Below are 24,677 nucleotides of genomic sequence, written 5' to 3' on the forward strand. Positions count from 1 at the left end.
CCGCCCGAAGCCCCGGCGCACCGGGGAGGCGTACGGGGTGCGGGTCACGGGGCGACGATGTCGTAGCGGTAGTCGGCGGGGCGGCGGCCCTCGTCGCCGATCATCATGATCAGCAGCGGGATCTCGCCCCTCCCGTCGGCGCCGAACTCCTCCGCGTACGACACGCAGTCGAAGCCGAGCGCGACCCCGCAGCCGGTACCGGCGGCCGACGCGGCGGTGTACACGGCCTGGGCGGTGGCGCCCACGGCGGCGTTGACCAGCCGGTAGCCCCGGTCGCCCACGGCGTCCATGACGGCGTGCGTGCGCGCGACCGGGACCAGGACGGCGGCGGCCTGCTCCAGGTTGTAGTTGGCGAGGAAGTAGTTCTCCTGAAGGAAGGCCCCGAAGGACCCGGCCCGCATCAGCACCAGCTCGCCGGTGTCCCGGTCGTACTCGTACAGCCCCGGCGGCACGTCCCGTACGTGGTTCACGAAGACGTGCAGCCGGGTGAGCGGCGGTGCGCCGGGCGTCTCCACGTCGGTGTCCAGGTCGCTTCCGGCGACGGCCGAGGCGAGGACGACGGAGAGCTTGGCCGGGTCGAGCAGGGTGCCCGTGAACCGGCCGAAGCTGCTGCGGCGTTCACGCAGCGCCCGGCGCACCGGGGCGTCCAGCAGGGTGGGTCCGGGCAGCGTGACCCGCTCACCGGAATCGGCCGGAGCCGCGAGCGCCGGGTCCAGGACACCGGGCGCGGGACGGTCGGCGGCACCCTCCAGGGTGGCGGCGTGGATCCGCTGAAGCGTCGGGAAGGTCAGTGTCCGCCGCGACTTCTCCGTGGGCACCTGGCGCACCCGCGCCCCGGACACCGGCCCGGACACCTCCCCGGACTCCGGCCCGGAGTCGACGCCCGGTGCGGCACCCGCCCAGCGCAGCGGCACCACCGCGAACACCCCGTCCTCCTCGGGGTCGAACCCCAACAGCCGCCCGATGCGCGGCTCGTCGAACCAGAACGCGCTGCCCAGGCTCAGCCCGTGCGCGCGGGCCCACATCCGCCAGGTCTGGAGCAGGGCGCCGATGTCCATGGTGATCGCGTGGTAGCAGAAGCTGTTGTACTTGAAGGCGTTCTGCCAGAACGTCACGCCCAGGACCAGGAATTGATCGGTGTCCGCCGCCTCCGGCAGCCCGCCGAGCGCCTCCCGGACCTCGCCCGACACATCGCCGGCCAGGAGCCGGGTCAGCCGGTGGCGCGGGGTGTCGTAGTAGTAGACGCCCGGATTGAGCGGGCCGCTCGCGCCGCTGACCCAGTGCACCCCGATCGGGTAGAGGCCGCCACCGGAGGCGGTGCCGCGCGACCAGTTGGCGTGCGTGTGGAACGGCAGCGAACCCAGGTCGGAGTTGGCCTGCACGGCGAGTCTGCGCCCGGTCAGGCCGTAGGAGTCGCGGAGCATCGAGCCGAGCAGCGGCAGCGTGAACGCGCCGGTGCCCGCCTCCCCGAACAGGCCCCGGCCGAGCGTCGCGTCCTCGGCGCACCCCCCGTCGGGCAGCGGGAAGGACGGCGCGCCCGGGAAGTGCTTCCCCTTGCGCGGCCGGTCGGCCCAGTCGGGCACGAAGTCGGCCGGTTCCATGGGCGTTCTGCCCCGCCGCATCACCGCGGTCGCGTACTCATGGGCGTATCCCACGGTCACTCCCTCTGTCTGCATCGTCTGTGGGGGCGTCGACGGCTCGGGCGCCGACGCCGGAGGTACGGAAAGGGCCGGTCAAGGGAAGGGATGCGGTGCGGGGTTGAGGTCGTCCGGCGTCAAGTCGTCGGCACGCAACCCCGCTTCGCGCAGCGCCGTGCGCGTACGGGGCATCAGCGCCGCGCGCTGACGGCTCCACCCGAAGTCGATCGGGATCAGCCCGGGGACCAGCACCTTGACGGTGTGGAAGCCCAACGCCCGCTGCTCGGGCGCCGTTTGGTCGACCACCACCACGTCGAAACCCCGCCCGGTGACGGCCGCGACGCACGCCGCCACGTCCTCGCGCAGATCCGCGGCCGGACGCGGGGCGCCGTCGGCCAGCGAGGCGAGCGGCACCCGCTCCTCGCTGTCCCGGCCGCGCAGCAGGAAGTCGGTGTACCGGCCCATCTCGGGCAGCCCGTACAGCAGCGGATGGTCGTGCAGCACGCGCACCTCGTCGAAGTCGGCCGCCATGCGGCGCAGCCGGGGTTCCTCGCGCGCGGTGCGGCGGCGCAGGTTCACCGAGTCGGTGGCGATCTCGCACAGCCCGCCCGCGAGCGCGTCCTCCGGGTCCAGCGAGGCGCCCGCGCCGAAGCACAGCAGCCCGGAGCCGCCGTCCACCCGCTCGGCGACCGCCGTGACGACCGGCACCGGGAAGGTGATCCGGGTGTCGAAGAACCGCGCCCGGTAGCCGTACATCGCCAGCCGGTCCACCATCGCGCGGGTCGCCGGACGGGTACTGCTCGCCGGGTCGATCTCGGGCAGCCGGGCCCTGCCGAACCAGGCCAGCAGGAACGCGTCCCGCTCGATGGTCTCCATCAGCCCGTGGTGCACCGCCTCGGCCAGACTCCCGCCGGACGCACAGCCGTTGGAGCTCTCCTGCACGAAGCGCCGACCGATGCCGCCGGGCGCGTGGTAGTACGCGACCACCTCCGGTACCAGCACCGGCCGTTCGTCGCGCAGCGACCAGCCCCACACCCATGCGATGGGTTGGTCCGGCGCGAAGCGCGGCGCTCCGGTGCCGAGGTCGTAGAAGGAGTCGGCGTACAGGCCGGTCACCCGCGGGTCCACCGCCGTGTCCCCGAGCTCCTCCGAAGTCGCCGTGATCACGGTCCGATTGGCGCGGGCGCGCATCCCGGCGTACCGCTCCAGGCCCTCAAGGAGCCCCACCCGCACGCTCGTTCCGTAGGCGCCGGTGTGGCCGCCCCAGTAGCACTCGCGCAGATGGGCGCCGGAGCGGGTGGTGAACGCGCCCACCGTGGACGAGGTGGACGCCGACGCCAGATCCGGCGCGACCGAGGGGCCGAGCATCCCGGTCAGCGGGTTGACGAACGCCTCCAGCGGCAGGTCGTACGCCCCGATGGGCCGGGTGCGGAAGCCGTCCGGGTCGTGCTTGGGCGACGGGCCGAGGACGATCCTGGCCCCCTCGGCGGTGTCGTCGGGCCGCTGCGAACAGGCCGGGCACTCGCCGTCCGGGACCAGCGGGAACCGGGAGACGCGCAGGGTCTCCAGGTCGAGGAGCCACACCCAGGGCCGGTGCGCGGTGCCCGGCCGACGGGCCGCCGCGGTGACCAGCGCGGCGAGCGCGTCCACCGTGAACGCGGCCCGCCACGGCGGAACCCCGGTCGCCCGGGTCTCCCGGCCCCGCTCCAGCGCATCGCGAAGAAACCCCGCGCGCACCGCCTGCCAGCGCCGGGCCAGACACCGCGGACAGCCCGTCGCCCCGGGCGGGGTGACCGGACCGACCACGGCGTGATGCCCGTACAGCCCGACGGGTACGACCCCGGGCGTGAACTCCCTTTCATCCGAGGCGAGTTCATCCCGTACCCCGAGCTGTGTCACCACGCAGGGCGGTGTGCCGGGGCGTGCGGCGAGGTCGGCGGTGAGCGCGGCGCACACCTCGTCCCACGGCTCGCACACCACCGGATCGGCCACGGCCGCCGTGGTCTCAGTGGGCACGACACTCCCCGCCGGTCAGCAGCACCCGCGCCACGTGAACGTCGCCCGCGGCGAGGTCCGGCGCGGCCACCGGTACCGCGAACGCGTCCCGCCCGTCGGCGCCCAACCCGTCCAGCACGGCGGCCCAGGTGGTGCCGGATTCCCCGAGCGGTACGGCACCGGATGCCACCAGCGTCGCCGCCTCCAGGTCCGCCCATGCCGGGTCGCCGGTGTCGGGCCCGGCCCCGGCGCGGCGCAGCTGCTCCGCGCCGAGCAGATCGCGCAGCGCCTCCAGCACGGCTTCGCGGGGACGGAGTCCGCCGCCCACGGCCCAGCGCGTCTCCCCGCTCTCCGGGTCGGTGAACCGGGCGAGGGCGACAGGGAGTTGACCGCCCGGTCCGGTGAGATCCAGGACCTCCGCGGCGACACCCAGGTTCTCCGCCGAGCGCAGCAGGAAGAGCAGCTCGGGGTCGCCGGTGGGCGAGCCGAGGTCCAGCGTGCGGACCGGGGTGGCCCGGCGGACCGCGCGGCGCAGCGCGTCGTGGGCGAGGGCGGTCCGCAGGGCGCGGGTCAGCGCGGCACGCGGGCTGCCGCCCGCGCCCGTACCGGCCGAGGTGCGCTCGAACAGCCCCTGGTCGTTCCAGCCGCCCAGCGTGCGCGCCGCGCCCGTGGGGACCAGGACCGTCCGCCCGTCAAGCAGCGAGACGGCCTCGCTCCAGGCGGCGATCCGGTCGACGGGCACGTCCAGGCCGCTGGAGACGGCGAGTTCCGCCGGGGCCACCCGGGTCCACTTGCCTGACGCTGCCTCCAGTGCCGCGGAGTCCACTATGTGGGGCGGCACCACGTGTTCGGCATACACCTCAGCGGCCCGGAACAGGGCCGTGAGGCGTGCTCCGGCCACATGGTGCACATCGGCGGCGGAGACCTCGCGGACCCGGCCGGGCGCGAGACCGAGCCGTACGGTGCTCAGCTTGAGCGGGGTCTGCTCCCAGTCGTCGTCGGCGTAGGCGGTGAAGACCCCGGCGGCCGCGTGGACCAGTACGTCACGCCGCTCCAGCTCGGTGAGGGCGGCCTTGGCGGCGGCCTCGTCGGCCGGGCCGTCGGCGGGGAGTGCGGCCGCCTGGTCGTCGGCGTGGGCTTCGCGCAGGATGTCACCGGCGACGGCGTCGGCGTCGGCTTCGGGGGCCGCGCAGAACGGGCAGCGCGGGTGCGGCAGCAGCGGCTCGGTCAGCACGTCGAGCGAGTCCAGGTCCTGGACGACGACCTGCCCCCGGGTCTCGGCGGGCAGTGCCCCCGTGACCAGGCGGAACACCTCGAAGGCGAGGAGGTTGCCGAGCATCCCGGCGAGCGGCCCGGCCAGGACGCGGTCCGGGGTGCCGAGTGGCGCGGCGGGTCCGACCGAGGCCCACAGGTCCGCGCTGTCGGCGGCGTCGGCCCCCGCGCCGAGCCGCAGTGCCGCGCACGACCAGCAGCCGGGCGTACCGGCGGTCGTCGCCGGGCCCACCACCGCGCGGTTGCCGAAGGTCCAGGCGCCCAGGAGCCGCCGCCCGGCGGGTATGCCCTCGGTGAGCAGCCGGAGGATCTGCCGGGGCGCGTCGGAGCCGGTCACGAGCACCGTGTCCCAGCCGTCCAGGTCGGCCCAGCCGTAGGTGCCGTCGGCGGACTCGGGCAGGCGGGCGACGCGCGGCGCACATCCCGCCTCCGTCAACTCGACCGTCTCGGCGTCGAGTTCGGCGACGCCCTCCACGCCGTGGAGTTCCCGGCTGAGCACGGCGGACGCGGGGCCCTCGGTGATGGCGACCGCCTCGCAGCCGTTGCGCAGCAGGCCCAGGGCCGCCCAGCGGGCCAGGGCGTCGGAGCCGAGGACCGCGACCGGGGTCGAGCGGAAGCGGAGGAAGCGGCCCGCCGCGTCGTCCGCGTAGTGGTCCAGATAGTCGACCTGATGGGCGAAATGCTTGGCCACCTGCGACGGGAGCGGATCGGCCTCGGGTCCGGGTCCGGCATCCCGGGCGAAACCACGCGCGTAGAGTGCGCGCACGAGTCCGTACACCATGTCGCGCTGCTTGTCCCCCAGGCCGGTACAGAGCTCGTCCACGCGCCGTTCGCCGTTGAGATGAGGCACGATCAGCGAGGCGAAGCGGTAGGCGTTCCGGGTGACCACGTTGAAGCCGCCGTGGGCGTTGTGGAAGAGCACGCCGTCCGGGGTCTGGGTGAACAGCACGTCCCTGCGGATGCGGGGCCGCGACTGGGCGATCTCCTCGGGGGTGGCGGGGGCCTGGGCCATGCTTGCGGTACCTCCGAAAGACGAGGGGGGACGACGGTCGGCCGGGGCCGACTAAGGCGGGTCCATCGGGTCGTACGGGCTGTGCGGGTCGTACGGGGCGTACGGGTCGTGCCGGTCGGACGGGCCGGGTGGCGCGGGAGCGGAGGCCCCGGCGGCGGTGGCGGCCGTGGCCGGGAGGCTGGTGCCGGCCGCCTGGACGAAGAGCCGCAGCAGGTCGTGGACCCGGTAGCGGCCGGGCGGGTCCTCCTCCAGCAGCCCGGCGTCCACCAGCGCGCGCAGCACCAGGTCCCCGGGCGCCGGGGGAGAGGCCCGGCCGAGACCGGGCGGCGCCTCGCCGGGCGCCGAGGGCGGCACACCGGAGGCGGGCAGCGCGGGCCGCTGTCCGGACTCCTCGCCGCGCAGCACGGCCAGTTGGAGACCGCGCAGCGCGGGGCCCGGCTCCACGCCCAGCTCCGTGGTGAGGTGGGTGTGGATACGGCGGTACTCGGCCAGCGCCTCGGCGCGGCGGCCCGAGCGGTACAGCGCCTCGATCAGCAGCGCGGAGAGCCCTTCGTGACCCGGCTCGGCCCGTACCGCCTCGCGCGCCTCGGCGATCATCTCCCGGTGCCGCCCCAGGCGGAGTTCGACGTCGAAGACGCGCTCCACGGCGAACAGCCGCTCCTCGGCCAGACGTGGCACGTGGTCGCGGTGCAGCTCGTCGGAGTGGACGTTGCCGAGCAGCGGGCCCTTCCACAGGCGTAACGCGGCCCGGCCGAGGTGCAGCGCCTGCTCGGGGTCCTCGGCGGCGGACGCCCGGCCGAGCAGCCCCCGGAACTGGAGCAGGTCCAGGGTGTCGGCGTCGGCGTGCAGCCGGTAGCCGCCGGGCACGGCCTCCACGGCGCCGTCGGCGACGCCGTACTTGGTGAACAGCCTGCGCAGCCTCAGGACGCAGGTGTGGAGGGCGGAGCGGCCCCCGGCGGGCGGCCGGTCGCCCCAGACGACGCGCTGGAGCAGCTCGGCGGAGACGACCGCGCCCGGGTGCAGGAGCAGGGCGGCGAGCAGGGACGTGGGCCTGGACGGCTGGAGTACGACCGTCTCGTGGCCGTCGGTGATGGCCAGCAGGCCGAGGACGAGGAAGCGGGGGCGGCCGGAGTGTGCCGCGGCGGCCAGTCGCTCGGGGAGGGCGCCGTCGGGCGCGTGGAGACCGGTCTTCACCACAGCCTTTCGCATCGCAGGGTGAGTGATGCACCAACGGCCTTGCACGGCAACACACTTGTTCACATCCGGGGTGGAGGTTGTGAACAAGTCCACTGTCGAGACGGGAACTTAGAAGCGAACGGGTCATCCCGTCCAGTGGTTGGCGCGAAACAACTGGTTACATGTGAGGTGGAAGTGCCTTTGCCCGCTGTGGTGTTGGCGCGCGGTCCAGCAGGGCTTACCCTCCCGGTGGAGCCACGCGGCGCTCCCCGCAAGGCCGCACAGGGGAGGAAGCATGTTGTGGTGGGCGCTCGTCCCGGTCGTCACGATGATCACCGGTCCGGTGGTCCTCTACATCCTCAGCCGTCGCAAGCGCGCCGACGACGACACCGAGGAACGCTACGAGGAACTCTCCCGCAAGTACGACCAGTTGCTGGAGAAGACGGAATCCGGCGAACCGCCGACGACGGGGGACCGGCACCCGCACGCCTGACGTGGCGTCGCCCGCACCGGCCCGTTCTGGGGCAGGTGCGGTACCGCGCACTATGACAACGTTGTCGGTGTCCGGTCGCCGGCCCTGAAGCGTTCCGGTCACCCGTTCTTGGACAGCGAACCCTCCACTCGATGCGGCGCCCGCCGCGGCGCCGAGGAAGGTACGTGCCATGACGCTCACTCGGACGACCCGTCGGCGCAAACGCCTTGCCGGGATGACGGCGGCCACCGCACTGGCGCTCAGCAGCGTGCTCTGCGGAGCGGGCGCGGCTGGAGCGGAGACCGGTGCGGCCGCGCCGTCCTCCCCGTCGCTGGAGTTCGCCGACTCCGACACGCAGGCCCTGATCGGCACGGCGTACACGGCCGCGCTGGACAATCTGCTGCGGACGAACACGATCGCCTGGGACCCCGCCGTGTACGACAAGAGCGGTCTGATGGACCCCGACGTCGGCATCGTGCGTGCGGGAGGCGGCTATCCGCAGCCGTGGACCCGCGACGCGTCGGTGAACAGCTGGAACGCCACCAGTGTCCTGGACCCGGCGCTGGCCAGGAACACCCTGTGGTCGACCGTCGACAAGGGGGCCGACGGCGAGCTGCGGGTCCAGCAGGACGATCAGCAGTGGGACCAGGTCATCTGGGTCACGGCCGCGTGGAACCACTACCTGGTGACCGGCGACAGGGCGTTCCTGCGGGACGCCTACCGGACGGCCGCCGACACGCTGGCGATCCGCGAGCACGCCTCCACCGCCGGATACAACGCCAGGTACGGGCTGTTCACCGGGGCGTCCTTCTTCAACGACGGGATCGCCGGGTATCCCGCACCCCCGGCCGACGCCACCGAATCGGTCAGCACCGGGTCCATGCCGTGGCCCGGCGTGGCGACCGGGATGTTCCTGAGCACCAACGCGGTCTACTACGCCGCATATGCCAACGCGGCGAACATGGCCGCCCGGCTCGGGCGTCCCGCCGCCGATGTCGCCGCCTACCAGGGCAAGGCGGCCGCGTTGAAGGCGGCGATCAACAAGCGCTTCTGGAACCCCGGGACAGGGCTGTACGACTACATGCTCCTCGCCGACGGCACCAAGGGTGCCTACCAGGAGGGCACCGGGCTCGCGTTCGCGCTCGTCTTCGGTATCGCCGACCCGGCCCGGGCACGGTCGGTCCTCTCGCACGCGACCGAGATGACCTGGGGCATGCCCGACACCTATCCCAACTGGGCGCGCTACTCCGACGAACAGCCCGGCCGTCACAACGCGATCGTCTGGCCCGTGGTGCAGGGACTGTGGGCCAAGGCGGCGGCGCGGTGGGGAGCGCAGGAGACCTTCGCCTCCGGGACCGCGCGGCTCGCCCGGCTGGCCGGCAACAACAGCGGGTTCTGGGAGATCTACAACGGCCGGACGGGAGTGGTGGACGGCGGCTGGCAGCGCCTGGGGGACACGGTGAAGTTCCACTGGGGATCGCAGCCCGACCAGACCTGGTCGGCCACGGCCTTCATCGACATGATCCACTCCGGGCTGTTCGGGCTGGCCTTCGGCGACCAGGGACTGTCGATCGCGCCCACGCTGCCCGCGGGCTGGGGCAACGTCACCCTGCGCGGCCTGCGCTACCGCGACGCCACCCTGACCGTCTCCCTGCACGGCGCGGGCACCGTGATCCGCTCGTTCAGGATCGACGGCAGGCCCGTCTCCGGCCACACCCTCCCGGCGTCGCTCACCGGCGAGCACACCGTCGACGTCACCCTCACCGGTGCCGTCGACAAGGACCGCGACGCGGACGGCGTCACCGACTCGCGCGACCGGTGCCCGGACACCGCCGGAACCGCCGCACTCCTCGGCTGCCCGGACCCCGGCCGCATCGAGGCGGAGGACGCCCTGAACACCGGCGGCGTCAAGACGAACGTCAACCACGCCGGTTACAGCGGCCGGGCCTTCGTCGACGGCCTCTGGTCACCGGGCGCCTCGTCCTCCTACACCCCGCACCGCACGACGTCCGCCCCCTCGACGGCGAGCCTGACCCTGCGGTACGCCAACGCCCACAGCGACACCCGCACCATGACGCTGTCGGTCGACGGCCACAAGGTCCGGCAGGTGAACTTCCCCAAGGTCTCCGACAGTTGGGACGACTGGGGCTCCGTGACCGTCGACGGCATCCCCGTCGACGGCCGGGACCCGGTGGTCACCCTCTCCTACGAGCCCGGCGACAACGCGGCCGTCAATCTCGACCGGGCGGAGTTCCGTTTCCCGTCCCCCTGACGACTTCCCGTCCCCCTGGCGACCGGAACCGCCGCCGCGAGCAGCGCGACGGCGGTACCGGTCGTCGTCGACGAGGTGGTCGAAGAGGGCTCAGGCCGGGGCGTGTTCGCTCATGTACCAGCCGTCCACCCGGGGCCCGACCAGGTCCGCCGGCCAGCCCGCCGTGGCCACCGCCGCGTCGTAGACCGCGTCACCGAGGGCCACGATCGCCTGGTGGGGGTCGGGGGTTTCGCGGAGCTTGGACCACGGGAGGATGACGAGGCCCGCGTCGGGGTGCCACTCGGCGCCGTCGACGCCCCAGGAGCGGTCCTCCAGGCCGTCCGGCTGGGGCCAGATGTAGGCGTACATGCCGATGTCCAGCGGGTTGTCGCCACCGGACTTGGTGTTGTCGAAGGAGAAGCCCACCGATACGTACTCGTACAGCTGGGCGTTGCGCATGAAGGGCGGGCCCTGGGACGGGGGAGTGGTCGGCTTGGCGCGGAAGCGGGTGGCCGAGAGGTCGAAGCCGCCCCACATCAGGCCGACGCGCGGCCGATGTCCGAGGTAGGGGGCCTGCCATGCCTCCAGGCCGTCGGTGGCCAGGTTGAACGCCTCCCACATGTGCCGGGCCGGGTGGGCCGACCAGACGCGTTCGGCGCGGTCGTCCTCGAAGGCCGGCGGGGCGCCCGGGATCTCGCAGATCAGGGAGCTGTGCGGGGCGGGGATGCCGAGATGCGCCGCCGCGTCGCAGAAGTGGGCGTAGAAGTCGGCCACCGAGGTCCGTGACAGCGGCAGCGTGCGCGCACCGTCGCTGGTCTCGATCACCACGTCACCGTCGAGCAGCCGGTAGTGCACCGTGAAGGTCACCCCGTCCCGCCGGTACACCGGAGTCGTCAGGCCGCGTGGTGTGACGGTGAGGACGATGTTGCCCCAGCCGACCTGGAAGGGATCGTCCAGGGCGTACTTGCCCGCGATCTGCACGACCCGGTTCACGTACTCGATCATGGGGGCCAGTTCCGCGTGGTCCAGCACCGGCCACGCGTCGGAACGTGCGCTCACGGATGCCTCCCCAGCGTGTCGAAGGGATCGGTCCGGAAGGAGGATCGGCCTGTCCCGCAGGGCACGGCCGTAGCGCCATTTTTCCACGGTCGACCGGGCTCCGCCTGTTCCCGGCCGCCCCGCCCGTCCCCGGGCGCCCCTGCCCTCCCGTCCGATCCGGCCGCCCTGCCGGATCGTCCCCTGCGTGCGACCATGACGGCACAGTGGCATAAGGGGTCATACGGGGCGCGCGAGGGGGCGCGGCGCCGGTGCGGGAGCCCTGCGTGCGGACCGCGGAGTCGGTCGTTTAATGTTGTACTAATGGGGTGCGACGTGCGACAGTCGCACCGGTCACCACTCCCGGAAGCCCGCCGTCCCCCGGCGTCCGGGACGGCCCCCGCAAGCGAGCCCAGGAGGAACCCAGCATGGCGTCGTCCGAGACAACCGGAACCGGTTCGGCCGGCAACGGCCCGGCCGCGGACCGGGACCTGCCCGGCGCGACCGGGATGCAGTTCGGCATCTTCACCGTCGGGGACGTCACCGCCGACCCCACCACGGGACGCACCCCCACCGAGGCGGAGCGCATCCAGGCCACCGTCGCCATCGCGCGCAAGGCCGAGGAGGTCGGGCTCGACGTCTTCGCGACCGGCGAGCACCACAACCCGCCCTTCGTGCCGTCCTCGCCCACGACCCTCCTCGCCTACATCGCCGCGCAGACCGAGCGCATCATCCTGTCGACCTCGACCACGCTGATCACCACCAACGACCCGGTGAAGATCGCCGAGGACTTCAGCGTGCTCCAGCACCTCTCCGGCGGCCGCACGGACGTCATGCTCGGACGCGGCAACACCGGCCCGGTCTATCCCTGGTTCGGCCAGGACATCCGCTCCGCCCTCCCGCTGACCGTCGAGCACTACGACCTGCTGCGCAGGCTCTGGCGCGAGGAAACGGTGGACTGGGAAGGCAAGTTCCGCACCGCGCTCCAGGGATTCACCCTGGCCCCGCGCCCGCTGGACGACGTACCTCCCTTCGTCTGGCACGCCTCGATCCGCACCCCCGAGGTCGCCGAACTCGCCGCGTACTACGGCGACGGCTTCTTCGCCAACCACATCTTCTGGCCCGCCTCGCACACCAAACAGCTGGTGAGCCTCTACCGCCGACGGTTCGCGCACTACGGCCACGGCACCCCCGAGCAGGCGATCGTCGGCCTCGGCGGCCAGGTGTTCATGCGGCCCAACAGCCAGGACGCCATCAACGAGTTCCGCCCCTACTTCGACAACGCCCCGGTCTACGGCCACGGTCCGTCGCTTGAGGAGTTCACCGAGCAGACCCCGCTGACGGTCGGCTCACCGGCCCAGGTCATCGAGAAGACGCTCAACTTCCGCAACTACGTGGGCGATTACCAGCGCCAGCTTTTCCTCATGGACCACGCGGGACTGCCGCTCAAGACCGTGCTCGAACAACTCGACCTGCTCGGCGAAGAGGTCGTGCCGGTGCTCCGCAAGGAGTTCGCGGCCGGCCGGTCCGCGGACGCACCGGCCGCGCCCACCCATGAGTCCCTGCTGCGCGCCCGCCGCGCGGAGGAGGCCGAAGGGGAGGGCGGCGCGACGAAGAGCGACGACGAAGGGAACACCGAAGCCCGATGAAGATCACCGTCATCTCCGGCGGCCTGCGCGAGCCGTCCTCCACCCGGCTGCTCGCGGACCGCCTGGCCGCGGCCGTCACCAAAGACCTGGAAGCGCAGGGCGAGCCGGTCGAGCTGTCCTACGTCGAACTGCGCCCGCTGGCCCACCCCGTCATGGACGCCATGCTCACCGGGTTCACCGGCGAGGCGCTGGAGTCGGCCTTCGAGCAGATCAGGGAAGCGGACGGGGTCATCGCGGTCACGCCCGCGTTCAACGCCTCCTTCAGCGGACTGTTCAAGTCCTTCTTCGACGTGCTCCCGGAGGAGACCCTCTCCGACATGCCCGTCCTGATCGGCGCGACCGGCGGCACCGAACGCCACTCCCTGGTGCTCGAGCACGCCCTGCGCCCGATGTTCTCCTACCTGCACGCGATCGTCTCCCCCCGCCCGGTCTACGCCGCCACCGGCGACTTCGGCGCGCAGAGCGGTACGGGACTCGGCAACCGCATCACCGAGGCCGCGGCCGACTTCACCCGCGTGCTCCGCTCCTGCGGACCGCGTTCCCGGCGCGACGCGGCCGAGGAGGAACTCGCCACGATGGAGCGCCTGTTGACCGGCGAGCGATAGGCGCGCGGTCCGGGGCCGGGCGCGCCCCGCCCGTCCCCGGCCCCACAAAGCAACAATTCAGGACACGTATCAAACTTTGAACCAAGCCTGAAGCGACAAATCTTGACGTCCTCGAACGTGGTCCGTACCTTCCGCAACGGCTGTGACGCGTTCCGCGACGGAAACGGAACGCGGTTTCCCCGCACGCCGGTTGGAAGCACGTCCCGTCCTTCGAGGAGCAGACGATGCGCCGAGAGAGATCGCTTTTACCGTCCGTCCTGGCCGCCCTGCTGCTCCTGCTGGGCTCCCTGATCGGACTCGCCGGGCGCGCGGAGGCCGCCGGTTCGCTGCCGTGCGACATCTACGGCGCGGCCGGCACCCCCTGCGTCGCCGCGCACAGCACCACCCGCGCCCTGTTCTCCGCCTACAACGGCCCGCTCTACCAGGTCACCCGCGTGTCCGACGGCGCCACCGCCGACATCGGCGTCCTGTCGGCGGGCGGCTACGCCGACGCGGGCCGCCAGGACACCTTCTGCGGCGGCTCCACCTGTCGCATCAGCAAGGTCTACGACCAGACCACCCGCCACAACGACCTGACCCCGGGCCCGGCGGGTACCGCCGGAATGGGCGCCGACCGGGGCGCCGACGCGAGCGAGATCGCCGTCACGGCGGGCGGCCACAAGGTCTACGGCATCTGGATCTCCCCCGGTGTCGGCTACCGCTACACCGGAGTCGCCTCGGGCGTCGCCGTCAACGGCCAGCCCGAGGGCGCCTACATGGTGGCCAGTGGCACCCACGTGGGCTCCGCCTGCTGCTTCGACTACGGCAACGCCGAGCGCACCCCGGCCGACACCGGCAACGGCCACATGGACGCCGTCTCCATCGCCACCACCTGCTACTTCGCCCCCTGCACCGGCTCGGGACCGTGGGTCGAGGCCGACCTGGAGAACGGCATGTTCCAGGGCGACAACGGCTCCAACACCGCCAACCGGGGCAACAGCAGCACGTACGTCACCGCCATGCTGAAGAACAACGGCCAGACCCGCTACGCCCTCAAGGGCGGCGACTCCCAGTCCGGCGCCCTGACCACCTGGTGGGACGGCGGGCTGCCGACACGCGGCGGCTACAAGCCCATGCAGCAGGAGGGCGGCATCATCCTGGGCACCGGCGGCGACAACAGCAACTGGAACATGGGCACCTTCTTCGAGGGCGTCATGACCGCCGGCTATCCGACGGACGCCGCCGACAACGCCGTCCAGGCCGACATCGTCTCCGTCGGCTACTCCGGCCAGACCAACGTCCCCAACGGGCCCCAGGGCACCATCACCGGGCCCGGCAACAAGTGCGTGGACGTCGCCGCCGACGACACCGGTGTCAACGCCGCCGCCGTCCAGCTCTGGGACTGCCAGTCCTACGCCGAGGACCAGCACTGGACGCACAACCCCGACGGCTCGCTCGGCACCATCGGCCGCTGCCTGGACATCAACGGCAACGGCACCGCCAACGGCACCAAGGTCGAGCTCTGGGACTGCAACGGTGTCGGTGGCCAGAAGTGGGTCCAACAGGCGGACGGCTCGCTGCTCAACCCGCAGTCCGGCCGCTGCCTCGACTCGCCCAGCGGCGCCACCGGCAACGGCACGCGGCTCCAGATCTACGACTGCAACGGCTCGGGTGCCCAGAAGTTCGCGGTGAACGGCGGCGCCCCGGTCGCCGGGCCCGGCGGCAAGTGCGTGGACGTCGCCGCCGACGACACCGGCGTCAACGGCACGGCCGTCCAGCTCTGGGACTGCCAGACCTGGGCCGTCGACCAGCACTGGTACCACCGCACCGACAACTCCCTCGCCACCCTGGGCCGTTGCCTCGACATCAACGGCAACGGCACCGCCAACGGCACCCAGGTCGAGCTGTGGGACTGCAACGGGGTCGGCGGGCAGAAGTGGGTCCAGCAGTCGGACGGCTCCCTGGTGAACCCGCAGTCGGGCCGCTGCCTGGACCTGCCCGACGGCACCACCACCAATGGCGCGCGGCTGCGGATCTGGGACTGCAACGGTTCGGCGGCCCAGAAGTTCCGGCTGGGCTGAGAACGGCCGGGGCGACCCAATGGTGGGCCCGCCCCGCCGTAGACCCGCCCTTCACCGGTTACGGCACCCGGCCCCCGCACACTGGGGGCCAGGTGTCGTATCCGGAGCCGAGGGGAACCCGTTCGCCCATGCACATCGATCTCACAGGACGCACCGCACTGGTGACCGGCTCGACCCAGGGCATCGGCGCGGCCATCGCCGCCGGTCTCGCCCGCGCGGGGGCCCGCGTGGCCGTCAACGGGCGCGACGCCGGCCGGGTCGCCGCCGCCATCGCGGCCCTCGCCGAGCAGGTCCCGGACGGCGAGTTCACGGCGGCCGCCGCCGACGTCTCCACCGAGGAGGGCGCCGAACGGCTGAAACGCGAGCTGCCGGACGTGGACATCCTCGTCAACAACCTCGGCATCTTCGGCACCGCCGACCCGCTGGAGATCACCGACGACGAATGGCGGCGCTACTTCGAGATCAACGTCCTCGCCGCCGTCCGCCTCACCCGGCTCTACCTCCCCGGCATGACCGAGCGCCACTGGGGCCGCGTGCAGTACATCGCCAGCGACTCCGCGATCGTCATCCCCGCCGAGATGATCCAGTACGGCATGTCCAAGACCGCCCTGCTCGCGGTGAGCCGCGGCTTCGCCAAGAAGGCGGCGGGCACCGGCGTCACCGTCAACTCCGTCATCGCCGGGCCCACCCACACCGGCGGCGTCGAGGACTTCGTCTACGAACTCGTCGACCGCGACCTCCCGTGGGACGAGGCCCAGCGCGTCTTCATGCGCGAGTACCGCCCCCAGTCCCTGCTCCAGCGCCTCATCGAACCCGAGGAGATCGCCAACATGGTCGTCTACCTCAGCTCCGACCAGGCCTCCGCCACCACGGGCGGCGCCCTGCGCGTGGACGGCGGTTACGTCGACGCGATCCTGCCGTAGCCCCACACGTGCACATGCCCCTCGTCCGGGTACGCGGGCGGCGCCGGGGCGAGCGTCCCCGCGAGCCCGTACCCGCACTTGACGGCCACCCGGCAGGACGCCTCGTTGCCCACCCGGTGCAGCAGTTCGAGCCGGGTGAGCCCCGCGACATCCTGGAACGCCCACTCCGTCAGCGCCTCCACCGCGCGCGGGGCCACACCCCGGCCCCGCGCGTGCGCGGCGGTCCAGTAGCCGACCTCGGCGGTGCCGCCGCCCGGTGAGGGGACCTTGAGGACGACGTGGCCGACCAGTCGCCCGTCCGGCTCCAGCACCGCGAAGGCGTAGCGCTCCCCGGTCTCCCACCCCCGCCGCTGCTCCTCGATCCACCGCCCGGCGTCCGCCGCGTCCGCGAGGGCCGGGAAACTCGTCCAGCGGCGCAGCGCGTCGTCCCGCTCCAGCCGTGCGAGCGCGGTGGCGTGGACGGGGGCCCAGCGTCGCAGGAGGAGGGCCGGGAGCGGGGGAGCGGCGGGTATGTCGATCAGCACCGGAGCATGGTGGCACAACCGGGCCCGCGATCAGCCGAGTTGATGCCGTACGGGACTGACGGGCGGACCCGCGCCGTGGCAGGATGCAGCCGCCACCGCCGACCCCGCAGAGGAGACTCCTCCGTGTCCGACGCCGATACCCAGCCGCCCGTCATCGACACCAGCAAGCCGCACGCCGCCCGGATGTACGACTGGTACCTCGGCGGCAAGGACAACTACCCGGTGGACTGGGCGGCCGCCGAACAGGTGCAGGCGCTGTTCCCGCAGGTGCCCGAACTGGCGCGGGCCAACCGGCAGTTCATGGTGCGGGCGGCGCGCGCCCTCGCGGAACTGGGGATACGGCAGTTCCTCGACATCGGTACCGGCATCCCGACGGACCCGAATCTGCATCAGGTCGTCCAGGCGGTCGGGCCCGAGTCCAAGGTGGTCTACGTCGACAACGACCCGATCGTGCTGCGCCACGCCCAGGCCCTGCTGACCAGCGCGCCCGAGGGCTGCACCGCGTACCTCCAGGCGGACGTCCGGGAGCCAGCGAAGATCATCGAGGCCGCTCGGGAGATCCTGGACTTCGACGAGCCGGTGGCACTCTCCATGGTCGCCCTGCTGCACTTGGTCCCCGACGAGCACGGCGCCCTCGCCCTGGTCCGCGAGCTGCTCGCCCCGCTCCCCGCCAGGAGCCACCTGGTCCTCTCCCACGCCACCGCCGACACCGACCCGGACACCTGGAACGCGGTGGCCGACGTCTACCGGCGGGGCGGTACCCCGGTGGCGGTGCGCTCCCGGGCGGAGTTCGCGGAGTTCTTCGCCGGACTCGAACTCCTCGAACCCGGCATCGAGTTCGTCAGCGACTGGCGCCCCGACAGCCCGGGGCAGCGGCAGGGCGCGGACCTCCCGCTGTACGCGGCGATCGGACGCAAGACCTGCTAGCCCCGCCCCGTACTCGCATGGCGGCCTCCTGACAAGGAAAGATGGGCCCGGTGCGTTCGATCACCCCGTCGAACGTACCTGGCCGAACAACACCTACACGGAGGAGCGGACTCATGCCGCACGACCGAGCCGGCCGTCTCGCCGGTCCTGAGGACCTTGTCGACGTGGCCCGCCTGGTCACGGCGTACTACGCGCTGCACCCCGACCCGGCGGACCCCGGGCAGCGCGTCGCGTTCGGGACCTCGGGACACCGGGGCTCGTCCCTGGCGACGGCCTTCAACGAGGACCACATCGCCGCCACCAGCCAGGCCATCTGCGAATACCGCGCCGAGCGGGGCATCGACGGCCCGCTGTTCCTCGGCGCCGACACGCACGCCCTCTCCGAGCCCGCGAAGGTCACCGCCCTGGAGGTGTTCGCCGCCAACGGCGTCACCGTCCTGATCGACAGCGAGGACGGCTACACGCCCACCCCCGCCGTCTCCCTCGCGATCCTCACCCACAACCGCGACCGTACGACGGGCCTCGCGGACGGCGTGGTCGTCACGCCCTCGCACAACCCGCCCGCCGACGGCGGCTTCAAGTACAACCCGCCGAACGGCGGCCCGGCCGGCTCGGACGCCACCTCGTGGATCCAGGACCGCGCCAACCAGATCATCGCGGGCGGCCTGAAGGACGTACGCCGCATCCCGTACGCCCACGCGCTCGCCGCCGACACCACCGGCCGGTACGACTTCCTCGGCGCCTACGTCCGCGACCTGCCCAGCGTGCTGAACCTGGACGCGGTCCGGGACGCCGGGCTGCGCATCGGCGCCGACCCGCTCGGCGGCGCCTCCGTCGCCTACTGGGGCCGGATCGCCGACGAGCACGGCATCGACCTCACCGTGGTCAACCCGCACACCGACCCCACCTGGCGCTTCATGACGCTGGACTGGGACGGCAAGATCCGCATGGACTGCTCCTCGCCGTACGCGATGGCCTCCCTCATCGAGCAGCGCGACCGCTTCGCCCTGGCCACCGGCAACGACGCCGACGCCGACCGGCACGGCATCGTCACCCCGGACGCGGGGCTGATGAACCCCAACCACTACCTCGCGGTCGCCATCGGCTACCTCTACGAGCACCGCGACCAGTGGCCGCAGGCGACCGGCATCGGCAAGACCCTCGTCTCCTCCTCGATGATCGACCGCGTGGCCGCCGACCTCGGCCGCCGTCTGGTCGAAGTCCCGGTCGGCTTCAAGTGGTTCGTGGACGGACTGCTCAGCGGCGACCTCGGCTTCGGCGGCGAGGAGTCGGCGGGCGCGTCCTTCCTGCGCCGCGACGGCTCGGTGTGGACCACCGACAAGGACGGCATCCTGCTCGCCCTGCTCGCCTCCGAGATCACCGCCGTCACCGGGCGCACCCCCTCCGCGCACTACGCGGACCTCACCGAGCGCTTCGGGGAACCGGCCTACGCCCGCATCGACGCCCCCGCCACCCGCGAGCAGAAGGCCCTGCTGGCCAAGCTCTCCCCGGCCCAGGTCACCGCCGACACCCTCGCCGGTGAGCCCGTCACCGCCGTCCTCACCGAGGCGCCGGGCAACGGCGCCCCCATCGGCGGCATCAAGGTCACCACCGAGAACGCCTGGTTCGCGGCGCGGCCGTCGGGCACCGAGGACGTGTACAAGGTGTACGCCGAGTCCTTCCTCGGCCCCGACCACCTGGCCCGGGTGCAGGAGGAGGCGCAGGCGGTGGTGCTGGCGGCGCTCGGCGACTGAACTCCTGCCGACGGGGGCACGGTGGGGCGGAGTTTCAGCGCCTGCCGTGTCCCCGTCCCACCGCCGCCAGCACGGCCTGCGCCATCGCCGCCTCGCCGCGCGCGTTGGGGTGCGCCGGTGCGGCGGGCGCGGCCGGCCGCAGCGGCTCGATCCAGCGGTCCTCGGGCGCCTTGCACATGTCGTGGCCGACCGTGGGACCGTACGTGTCGACGTACTCGACCCGGTTCCAGGCCGCGACCAGCCGCAGCATCAGGTTGAGCCGCTTCTCGGTGTCCCGCAGATAGGGGAAGTCGCCGCGCGCGAACGGCACGGCGGGGAAGCAGCCGGTGCCGTCGTCGGGCAGCAGATCCGGATACCCCACGAGCAGGACCCGCGCGTGCGGCGCCCGCGTGTGCACGGCCCGCAGCACCCGGTCGATCTTCGGCGCCGTGCGCGCCACGGTCAGCGCCAACTCGTCGTACCCGGAGTCCCGGTAGGAACGCTCACAGGGGTTGCCGTCCGGCTCCTGCGCACCGAGCCGGGCACAGGCGGTGATGATCGAGCCGAAGCCGACGTCGTTCCCGCCGATCTGCACGGTGACGAGGTCCGTGTCCCGTGTGACCGCGTCGAGTTGAGGCGGATTCGTACCCTGCGCCTGCCACATCTCCGCCGTGGTGGCCCCCGAACAGCTCACGTCGACGAAGTCGTCCACCCGTCTCCGCCCGGCCACGAGCGAGGGGTAGTTCTGATCGGACCGCGCACAATTCGCGTCCACCTGGCGGGGGATGAGCGGCCCGGAGGTGTAGGAGTCCCCGAGCGCCACATAACGGACCTGCCCGTGCCCGGGATGCGCGGCCGCCGGCGCCACCGACCCGGCGACCAGCGCACAACCTCCCAGCACCGCCCCGAGCGCCCCGGTCCATCTCCGTGAAATCCCGTGCCTCCGCGCGCCGTTCGCCATGGAGTCCTCCCCAGCTGACAGGTCATCACTTGCGACCGGGTCTGTATACCGCCGGGTAGGTCCACGGGGCCAGACGCGTGAACACACTTTCCGTACACGGCGCCCCCATCACCGCCTTCTGGCATGAGCAGGTCAGATCTGTCACGCTTGCCCCGGCCGCACCCTCCTCACCGAGGGCGCACCCCGCACGGCCATCGCGCAGCCCCGACCCCACGGCCGCGCCGGCGCACTCCGGCCGGACTCGGTCATCGGCAGGCCGAAACCCCGGCCTTCGCAAAGGAGTAGCGTGTGAGACCCACCCCCCACAAGACGCTCGGCGGGCTCGCCCTCGCCGCCCTGCTCGCCTTCTCCCTGCCCGCGGGCTCCGCCGTCGCCCGGCCCGCCGAGGCCAGGGCGGCCGCCGCCTGCACCCCGGCCCAGGTCGTCGGCAACGGCGGCTTCGAGAGCGGTACGACACCCTGGATCCAGTCCTCCAGCACCCTGATCACCAGCCGCACCGGCCAGAGCGCGCACGGCGGTTCCGCCTACGCCTGGCTCGGCGGCACCGGCGCCACCCGCACCGACACGCTCACCCAGAGCGTCACCGTCCCCAGCGGCTGCGGCAGCGCCACCCTCAGCTTCTATCTGCACATCGACACCGCCGAGACCACCTCCTCCACCGCCTACGACAAACTGACGGTGAAACTGGGCGGCACCACCCTCGCGAGCTACTCCAACCTCGACCACGCCACCGGCTACGTCCGCGAGACGGTCGACGTGTCCTCGTACGCGGGCCGCACCGTGGACCTCGCCTTCACCGGCACCGAGGACTCCAGCCTGAAGACCAGCTTCGTCCTCGACGACATCGCGCTCGACACCGCCGACACCACCACCCCGCCCGCGGGCGACACCGTCCGCACCCCGGCCGCGCCCGACTACACCGTCAGCCTCAGCAGCGACAGCACGGGCACCGTCTGGACCGGCCACGAGAGCGCGACCTTCACCAACGCCTCGGCCGACGCGCTGAGCGAGGTCTATCTGAGGCTCTGGGACAACTACCACGGCACCTGCTCGGCACCGCCGATCAAGGTCAGCAACGTCACGGGCGGCACGGCGGGCGACCTCTCGGTGGCCTGCACCGCGCTGAAGATCACGCTCCCGCAGCCGCTCGCCGAGGGCCAGTCCGCCACCATCGGCTTCGACCTCGGCATCACCGTGCCCGACGGCGCCGACCGGTTCGGCCACGACGGAGCCTTCAGCTTCATCGGCAACGCCCTGCCCGTCCTCGCCGTACGCGACGGCGCGGGCTGGCACCTGGACCCGTACACCAACAACGGCGAGTCCTTCTACTCACTGGCCGCCGACTTCAAGGTCACCCTCGACCACCCCAGCTCCCTGCTGGTCCCCGCCACCGGCACCTCCACCGACACCCCCGGCGGCACCGGCCGTACGGTCACCACCGCCACCGCATCGAAGGTCCGTGACTTCGCCTGGGCGGCCGGGCCGTTCAGCAAGATCTCCGGCACCTCACCCGGCGGCGTCCCGGTCAACATCTACTCCGTCTCAGGGATCAGCTCCTCCAGCGCCCAGTCGATGCTGAGCACCGCCAAGAGCGCCGTCGACGCCCACGCGGGCCGCTTCGGCGCCTACCCCTACGGCGAGCTGGACGCGGTCATCGACAACAACTTCTGGTTCGGCGGCATGGAGTACCCCGGCTTCGTCCTCGACCTCGTCAGCACCACCGCGCTCACCCACGAGATCGGCCACCAGTGGTGGTACGGCATCGTCGGCGACGACGAGTACACCAGCCCCTGGCTGGACGAGTCCTTCACCGACTACGCCACCGACCTCGCCCAGGGCAAGACCGGCTCGGGCTGCTGGAACAGCGTCTCCTGGGCCTCCAGCGCCGAGAAGATCACCAACTCGATGGCCTACTGGGACGCCCACTCCTCGCGCTACTCCACCGTCGTCTACGGCTACGGCAAGTGCGCCCTGCACGACCTGCGCCGCCTCATCGGCGACACCGCCATGACCAAGCTGCTGAAGGACTACGCCACCGCCCACTGGTACGGCGTCTCCACCACCGCCGAGTTCAAGGCCGCCGCCCAGGCCGCCACCACCACCGACCTGACCTCCTTCTGGACCCAGCACCGCATCGACGGCTGACCCGCACCGACCCCGGCCGGGCCCGCGCCCGGCCGGGCACAGCGTCCCCGTAGATCCATGCACGACTCCCGTACGACCCACCCGCATGGCCCAACCCCCGCCCCGCCCGGCCTTCGCCCGGCCCAACCCGGCGTGCGGGACGCCCCGATGCCGGGTCAGATGGATCTCGTGCGAAGCGACATACACCTCCTCCGTGGCCGCAGCTCACGCCTGTGCCTCACCGGCGTCCTGTCCGGCCTCCTCCTCTTCCTGTCGCCCCCCGCCGCGGTGTCCGACTCCGGGTGGCGCATCCTTCCGCGCGGCAGCGCGTACATGGGCGTGGGCGTCCGCGCCCACGAACGGGACACCACGTGGTCCGACGACCGCGCCCTGACCACCCGGGCGACCCTCACCGAGGGCGTGGACGTCTCCAGCCACCAGGGCAACGTCGCGTGGAACACCCTGTGGAACGCGGGCACCCGCTGGGCCTACACCAAGGCGACGGAGGGGACGTACTACAAGAACCCCTACTTCGCCCAGCAGTACAACGGCCCCTACAACGTCGGCATGATCCGCGGCGCGTACCACTTCGCGACCCCGGACACCACGAGCGGCGCCGCCCAGGCGGACTACTTCGTCGACCGCGGCGGCGGCTGGTCCCGTGACGGCAGGACGCTGCCCGGCGTGCTCGACATCGAGTGGAATCCCTACGGCGCCTCCTGTTACGGCAAGTCCAAGAGCGGCATGGTCAGCTGGGTCCGCGACTTCCTGAACCGCTACAAGGCCCGCACCGGACGCGCCGCCGTCGTCTACACCGCCACCGCCTGGTGGACCCAGTGCACCGGCAACTACTCCGGCTTCGGCGCCAACCCCCTGTGGATCGCCCGCTACGCCTCCTCCCCGGGCACCCTCCCGGCCGGCTGGTCGGCGTACACCATGTGGCAGTACACCTCGACCGGCGCGACGGTCGGCGACCACGACAAGTTCAACGGCTCGACGACCAGGCTGCGTTCCTTCGCGACCGGCTGACCCCGTCCCACCTCGCAGGAGCCCGCCGACCGGCCGGACGCCACGCGTCCCGGCCGGTCAGGGCGCCCTGGGCGGCGGCTTCTTGGTCGCGGGCGGTCCGCGCAGGGTGCTCAGCACCGCCCAGACCACCGAGACGAACGGCACCGCGACGACCGCGCCGATCACCCCCGCCACGATGCTGCCCGCGATGACCGACACGGCCACCACCAGCGGATGCAGCCGCACCGCCCAGCTCATCACCAGCGGATGCAGCACATGGCCTTCCAACTGGCCGATGACGACGATGAGTACGAGCACCGCCACCGCGGTGAGCGGACCCCGGGTCGCCAGGGCGACCACCGTGGCCACCCCGAGCGCCACCGGCGAGCCCACCAGCGGCACGAACGCGGCGAAGAACTCCAGGAGCGTCAGCGGCAGCGCGAGCGGCACCCGCAGCGCGAACAGGGCGATGCCGACGAGCACGGCGTTGGTCCCGGCCACGATGATGATGCCGCGCGTGTACCCGGCGAACGTTCCCCACGCCGCCCGGCCCGCGCGGTCCCACACCGTGCGCGCTCCGCGCGGCAGCACCCGGTCGCGCACCCACTCCCACAGCCGGTCCCCGGAGTGGATGAAGAAGGCGGAGGCGAACAGTGCGAGTGCCCCGCCCGTGACCACCTCCACGACCCGCCCGAGCCCGGCCACCGCACTGCTCAGCAGGGCCGCCCGGTGCGTGGACAGATACTGCGTCACCTCCCGCTGGAGCGCGTTCAGCCTGGCCTGGCTCAGCCGGAACGGCGGCCGCCGCAGCCAGTCCTCGATACGGTGCACCCCGCCCCGGAACTCGTCGCCCAGCTGCGCCGACTCACCGGCCACCGCGTTGCCCACGAGCGCCAGCAGCCCGAGCAGCAGACACAGGCTGCCGAGCATCGCGAGGGCGACGGCCAGCGGGCGCGGCATCCAGCGGTCCAGCAGATCCGCGACCGGGCGCAGTACCGAGGTGATGACCATCGCGAGGAACAGCGCCACCGCGATGAGCTGGAAGCGGCCCAGCACACCGAAGATGCCGTAGACCGCGATGCCGACCAGGATGAGCCGCCAGGCGTACGCGGCGGCGATCCGCAGCCACGGCACGGTGCGCTCGGCCGCCGAGACCCTCGGCGCGGTGCGCGAGCGGGAGGGCAGTCGCACGGTGGGGGCGGCGGCCTTGCCGCCGGAGGCCGTGTCACGCGCCGGGTGACCGGACTTCCCGTGCCTCCTCCACCACCACCCCGCACCGCCCACCACGCGCCCGCCTCGCCTCCGTGCCCACG

Annotated in this window: 18 protein-coding genes; 10 read left to right on the top strand and 8 right to left on the bottom strand. The window is 72.4% G+C overall.

All coding sequences use genetic code 11. From position 1 onward, the window contains the following. Nucleotides 1-44: 44 nt before the first annotated feature. From AB0E91_RS24700 to AB0E91_RS24715, 4 genes are all read right to left on the bottom strand, one after another. Complete coding sequence (locus tag AB0E91_RS24700) at nt 45-1,655, bottom strand: SagB family peptide dehydrogenase (protein WP_361785876.1); 1,611 nt, start codon at nt 1,653-1,655, stop codon at nt 45-47. Nucleotides 1,656-1,733: 78 nt separating this feature from the next. Then, the gene (locus AB0E91_RS24705; RefSeq protein ID WP_361785879.1) at nt 1,734-3,653 is read right to left on the bottom strand and encodes a TOMM precursor leader peptide-binding protein; all 1,920 of its coding nucleotides are present in this window, start codon (nt 3,651-3,653) and stop codon (nt 1,734-1,736) included. After that, a complete protein-coding gene (locus tag AB0E91_RS24710) occupies nt 3,643-5,916 on the bottom strand; it encodes a TOMM precursor leader peptide-binding protein (protein ID WP_361785882.1) in 2,274 nt (757 codons plus the stop codon). Before AB0E91_RS24710 ends, AB0E91_RS24705 begins: the two co-directional genes overlap by 11 nt. Before the next feature lie 51 nt (nt 5,917-5,967). Beyond that, nucleotides 5,968-7,125, bottom strand: a complete 1,158-nt coding sequence (locus AB0E91_RS24715) for an AfsR/SARP family transcriptional regulator (RefSeq protein ID WP_361785885.1) — start codon at nt 7,123-7,125, stop codon at nt 5,968-5,970. Nucleotides 7,126-7,387: 262 nt separating this feature from the next. On the opposite strand from AB0E91_RS24715, the gene AB0E91_RS24720 reads away from it, so the two are divergent. Both AB0E91_RS24720 and AB0E91_RS24725 read left to right on the top strand, forming a co-directional pair. Beyond that, complete coding sequence (locus AB0E91_RS24720; protein WP_361785888.1) at nt 7,388-7,585, top strand: hypothetical protein; 198 nt, start codon at nt 7,388-7,390, stop codon at nt 7,583-7,585. Nucleotides 7,586-7,754: 169 nt separating this feature from the next. After that, entirely contained in the window at nt 7,755-9,836 is a 2,082-nt protein-coding gene (locus tag AB0E91_RS24725) for a glycosyl hydrolase family 65 protein (protein ID WP_361785890.1), read from the top strand. Nucleotides 9,837-9,926: 90 nt separating this feature from the next. On the opposite strand, the gene AB0E91_RS24730 is transcribed toward AB0E91_RS24725, so the two are convergent. After that, nucleotides 9,927-10,874, bottom strand: a complete 948-nt coding sequence (locus AB0E91_RS24730) for a DUF5996 family protein (RefSeq protein WP_361785893.1) — start codon at nt 10,872-10,874, stop codon at nt 9,927-9,929. Nucleotides 10,875-11,359: 485 nt separating this feature from the next. On the opposite strand from AB0E91_RS24730, the gene AB0E91_RS24735 reads away from it, so the two are divergent. The 4 genes from AB0E91_RS24735 (at nt 11,360) to AB0E91_RS24750 (ending at nt 16,087) form a co-directional block, all read left to right on the top strand. Beyond that, nucleotides 11,360-12,499, top strand: a complete 1,140-nt coding sequence (locus tag AB0E91_RS24735) for an LLM class flavin-dependent oxidoreductase (RefSeq protein ID WP_361786221.1) — start codon at nt 11,360-11,362, stop codon at nt 12,497-12,499. Then, nucleotides 12,496-13,104, top strand: a complete 609-nt coding sequence (locus tag AB0E91_RS24740) for a CE1759 family FMN reductase (RefSeq protein WP_361785896.1) — start codon at nt 12,496-12,498, stop codon at nt 13,102-13,104. The genes AB0E91_RS24735 and AB0E91_RS24740 overlap by 4 nt, the downstream gene beginning before the upstream one ends. A 224-nt stretch (nt 13,105-13,328) precedes the next feature. Beyond that, nucleotides 13,329-15,164 (top strand): arabinofuranosidase catalytic domain-containing protein, encoded by a 1,836-nt coding sequence (locus AB0E91_RS24745; RefSeq protein ID WP_361785899.1) that lies wholly within the window; start codon nt 13,329-13,331, stop codon nt 15,162-15,164. Between the two features lie 128 nt (nt 15,165-15,292). After that, on the top strand, nt 15,293-16,087 hold the full coding sequence (locus AB0E91_RS24750; RefSeq protein ID WP_161178858.1) for an SDR family oxidoreductase: 795 nt from the start codon (nt 15,293-15,295) through the stop codon (nt 16,085-16,087). Here AB0E91_RS24750 and AB0E91_RS24755 read toward each other — a convergent pair. Further along, nucleotides 16,063-16,611: a GNAT family N-acetyltransferase gene (locus AB0E91_RS24755; protein ID WP_361785903.1), complete on the bottom strand. Its 549-nt coding sequence runs from the start codon at nt 16,609-16,611 to the stop codon at nt 16,063-16,065. The two genes, AB0E91_RS24750 and AB0E91_RS24755, sit on opposite strands and share 25 nt — an antisense overlap. 123 nt (nt 16,612-16,734) lie before the next feature. On the opposite strand from AB0E91_RS24755, the gene AB0E91_RS24760 reads away from it, so the two are divergent. Further along, entirely contained in the window at nt 16,735-17,538 is an 804-nt protein-coding gene (locus AB0E91_RS24760) for an SAM-dependent methyltransferase (protein ID WP_361785906.1), read from the top strand. Between the two features lie 113 nt (nt 17,539-17,651). Continuing rightward, a complete protein-coding gene (gene pgm, locus AB0E91_RS24765; protein WP_361785908.1) occupies nt 17,652-19,292 on the top strand; it encodes a phosphoglucomutase (alpha-D-glucose-1,6-bisphosphate-dependent) in 1,641 nt (546 codons plus the stop codon). Nucleotides 19,293-19,326: 34 nt separating this feature from the next. Here pgm and AB0E91_RS24770 read toward each other — a convergent pair whose 3' ends face one another. Next, nucleotides 19,327-20,232 (bottom strand): SGNH/GDSL hydrolase family protein, encoded by a 906-nt coding sequence (locus tag AB0E91_RS24770; RefSeq protein WP_361785911.1) that lies wholly within the window; start codon nt 20,230-20,232, stop codon nt 19,327-19,329. 288 nt (nt 20,233-20,520) lie between these two features. On the opposite strand from AB0E91_RS24770, the gene AB0E91_RS24775 reads away from it, so the two are divergent. Beyond that, nucleotides 20,521-22,377 (top strand): M1 family aminopeptidase, encoded by a 1,857-nt coding sequence (locus AB0E91_RS24775; protein WP_361785914.1) that lies wholly within the window; start codon nt 20,521-20,523, stop codon nt 22,375-22,377. Between the two features lie 159 nt (nt 22,378-22,536). Next, on the top strand, nt 22,537-23,385 hold the full coding sequence (locus tag AB0E91_RS24780; RefSeq protein WP_361785917.1) for a lysozyme: 849 nt from the start codon (nt 22,537-22,539) through the stop codon (nt 23,383-23,385). Nucleotides 23,386-23,442: 57 nt separating this feature from the next. Here the strand turns inward: AB0E91_RS24780 and AB0E91_RS24785 are convergent, their stop codons facing one another. Continuing rightward, nucleotides 23,443-24,555, bottom strand: coding sequence for an AI-2E family transporter (locus AB0E91_RS24785; protein WP_361785919.1), 1,113 nt, complete (start codon nt 24,553-24,555; stop codon nt 23,443-23,445). Nucleotides 24,556-24,677: the final 122 nt, after the last annotated feature.

It is taken from the genome of Streptomyces sp. NPDC026659 (assembly GCF_040638245.1).
GTDB lineage: Bacteria > Actinomycetota > Actinomycetes > Streptomycetales > Streptomycetaceae > Streptomyces.

Bases quoted from the DNA above. Each gene is read 5' to 3' on its own strand.
- AB0E91_RS24740 (WP_361785896.1), top strand. From the start codon at position 12,496: ATGAAGATCACCGTCATCTCCGGCGGCCTGCGCGAGCCGTCCTCCACC.
- AB0E91_RS24710 (WP_361785882.1), bottom strand. From the start codon at position 5,916: ATGGCCCAGGCCCCCGCCACCCCCGAGGAGATCGCCCAGTCGCGGCCC.
- AB0E91_RS24745 (WP_361785899.1), top strand. From the start codon at position 13,329: ATGCGCCGAGAGAGATCGCTTTTACCGTCCGTCCTGGCCGCCCTGCTG.
- AB0E91_RS24770 (WP_361785911.1), bottom strand. From the start codon at position 20,232: ATGGCGAACGGCGCGCGGAGGCACGGGATTTCACGGAGATGGACCGGG.
- AB0E91_RS24720 (WP_361785888.1), top strand. From the start codon at position 7,388: ATGTTGTGGTGGGCGCTCGTCCCGGTCGTCACGATGATCACCGGTCCG.
- AB0E91_RS24715 (WP_361785885.1), bottom strand. From the start codon at position 7,125: ATGCGAAAGGCTGTGGTGAAGACCGGTCTCCACGCGCCCGACGGCGCC.
- AB0E91_RS24750 (WP_161178858.1), top strand. From the start codon at position 15,293: ATGCACATCGATCTCACAGGACGCACCGCACTGGTGACCGGCTCGACC.
- pgm (WP_361785908.1), top strand. From the start codon at position 17,652: ATGCCGCACGACCGAGCCGGCCGTCTCGCCGGTCCTGAGGACCTTGTC.
- AB0E91_RS24780 (WP_361785917.1), top strand. From the start codon at position 22,537: ATGGATCTCGTGCGAAGCGACATACACCTCCTCCGTGGCCGCAGCTCA.
- AB0E91_RS24725 (WP_361785890.1), top strand. From the start codon at position 7,755: ATGACGCTCACTCGGACGACCCGTCGGCGCAAACGCCTTGCCGGGATG.
- AB0E91_RS24735 (WP_361786221.1), top strand. From the start codon at position 11,360: ATGCAGTTCGGCATCTTCACCGTCGGGGACGTCACCGCCGACCCCACC.